Raw genomic sequence first — 2,675 nt, 5'->3', positions numbered from 1 at the left:
GTGGGGTGGCACCCGTGGGGCGGTGGCAACCGAGTAGAAGTTGACCACCAAAACGGGCTGATCACCACCTACAACCACCTGCAGGAAATCGCCGCAAAAAAGGGTGAATCCGTCGAGGTAGGCGAAGTTATCGCAAAGGTGGGCACCACGGGCTCGTCCACCGGCTGCCACCTCCATTTCGAGACTATAAAGGATGGTCACCACGCCAATCCGCTCAAATGGACACTCTTGCCAACTAAGCAGATCGACAAACTCGGGAACATCGAGATGATCAGCTACGCCGCCGGCGCGAACGGCCCCAGGAGTGCTACGAGCTGGGCCATCCCCGTGTCCGAGGACAACTCGCACGCCGTTACGGGAGGCACCTCCGAGGAGGATGTTCCACCCCCGCCGGAGCCGCCGGTTTATGCGTTGCCTGACAAGAGGCAGGACCCGGGTAGACCGCAGGGAGACCCCAATCGTGCTCCGGTGTCTTTGATTGCTGAGACGGTCTCGGGTCTCGATGTTGTTTTTGATGGGTCCGGTTCCTCGGATGATGGGTCGGTGGTTTCCTATGCCTGGGACTTTGGTGATGACTCGCTTGCGGGAACCGGGCCGACGGTGCGGCACAGTTACGGGAAGGCGGGGACATACACGGTCCGTTTGACGGTTACCGATAATGCCGGCGTCGAGGGCACGAGTTCGAAGATGGTCACCGTTGTTGCGCTGCCGGTCAATGCTGCTCCGGTGTCTTTGATTGCTGAGACGGTCTCGGGTCTCGATGTTGTTTTTGATTGGTCCGGTTCCTCGGATGATGGGTCGGTGGTTTCCTATGCCTGGGACTTTGGTGATGACTCGCTTGCGGGAACCGGGCCGACGGTGCGGCACAGTTACGGGAAGGCGGGGACATACACGGTCCGTTTGACGGTTACCGATAATGCCGGCGTCGAGGGCACGAGTTCGAAGATGGTCACCGTTGTTGCGCTGCCGGTCAATGCTGCTCCGGTGTCTTTGATTGCTGAGACGGTCTCGGGTCTCGATGTTGTTTTTGATGGGTCCGGTTCCTCGGATGATGGGTCGGTGGTTTCCTATGCCTGGGACTTTGGTGATGACTCGCTTGCGGGAACCGGGCCGACGGTGCGGCACAGTTACGGGAAGGCGGGGACATACACGGTCCGTTTGACGGTCACTGATAATGCCGGCGTCGAGGGCACGAGTTCGAAGATGGTCACCGTTGTTGCGCTGCCGGTCAATGGTGCTCCGGCGCCTTGACACCAGCCATCGCAGTGCTGCGTCGGGCCCCGACGGGAGGGCGGTGCCGCCTGACCTGGGCCCGTCGGGCCCAGGTCAGGCGGCAGCCGATGCAGCAGCTGATCCCCGACGAAGTCCCGCCCTCTAGCTTCAACAACTGGGTCAACGCCGCCGCCACGATTCCGTGGATGCCTGGGTCCCGTCCCCGCCGGTCCTTGCGCCCGCTCCTTTGCTACCTTCTCCCCGGCGCCCGGCACCTGCAATTCCGCGGAGGACTACTGGGCCGCCACCGGCCAGCTACTGGGGATATCCGTGGTTCTCTGATTGGTACCGCAAAAGGTGCGTGCTGACGGTTCACAGACCCGGCCGTCTGTGGTCACATAGGGGGGTGAGTCCGTGACGATTGGGGTCTGGCGGACATAGTGCGGGAGTCACATCGTGGGAAAACACTGGGGAAACTCATCGAGTGAGCAGTCAGCCAGGGCGCGGACCATTGCCGTGCGCTGCGTATCCGGAGGCCTGTGCCTGTCCCTGGCCGTTCTGGCATTCGGTGGCTTTCAGGGGCTGAGCGCCTTCGCGTCCTACGGGGCGCCCGCCGCCATCCCGACCGCCGCCATGCCGCCCGCCGGCGCGGTGGGGCGCGAAACCCTGGACCCGCAGGCCCACTCCGCCGCTACCGGTGCTGCGGGGACTCCCGGCACAGTCACTGCCGACGCCCTGGCGCTCCTGGCCTTCAGCCGGAGCACGGTGGACACGGTCACCAGGGAAGGAGTGCGTGGCGAGCTCAATGTGGCCTCGGCGGTCCTGAGCCGGCCCGCGGCCGGTTTCCTCATGGCCCCGCTGGAATCGCTCGTGCCGTCGTCCCCGTTCGGGCTGCGCACCAGCCCCCTGACGGGATTCGCGGGCGAATTCCATTGGGGCCAGGACTTCGCGGCATCGTGCGGCACCAGGGTCTACTCCGCCGACGCCGGCGTGGTGAGGGCCGTAGGGTGGCATCCCTGGGGCGGCGGCAACCGGGTGGAAATCGACCACGGCAACGGGCTCATCACCACGTACAACCACCTGGAGGCGATCGCGGTCAAGAAGGGCGACTCCGTGCGGGTGGGGGAGGTCATTGCCCGGGTGGGTACCACCGGCTCCTCCACCGGCTGCCACCTACATTTCGAAACGATCCTCAACGGCTCCCACACCAATCCCCGGGACTGGACGTTGCTCCCCATCAAGCAGGTGGATCAGCTCAGCCCGATGGACATGACCAGCTACGCACCCGACGCCGGCAAGGCAACCAACGCGGGGATTGGCTGGGCGATTCCTGTCCGGGAGGATCTGACCCACGTGGTGGCCGGCGGCGTTCAGGAACAGCCCGCCGCGGTGGCCGCCAAGCCGTCAGCGAGTGCCTCAGCAGCAGCCACCGAAGCCGCCGCCAACAAACCGTCGGCAAAGCC

2 protein-coding genes are annotated in these 2,675 nt (G+C 64.5%); both read left to right on the top strand.

What is annotated here, in order from left to right; all coding sequences use genetic code 11:
* Nucleotides 1–1,251: M23 family metallopeptidase (locus LQV16_RS23335; RefSeq protein ID WP_229996207.1), on the top strand; the 1,251-nt coding region annotated here is incomplete at its 5' end.
* A 417-nt stretch (nucleotides 1,252–1,668) separates the two neighbouring features.
* Nucleotides 1,669–2,675: M23 family metallopeptidase (locus LQV16_RS23330; protein WP_229996206.1), on the top strand; the 1,007-nt coding region annotated here is incomplete at its 3' end.

This window comes from Arthrobacter sp. Bi26, from assembly GCF_918697925.1.
GTDB lineage: Bacteria > Actinomycetota > Actinomycetes > Actinomycetales > Micrococcaceae > Arthrobacter.
The sequence above is the reverse complement of the archived record's forward strand: the minus strand, read 5'-3'. Positions and strand labels throughout refer to the sequence as shown.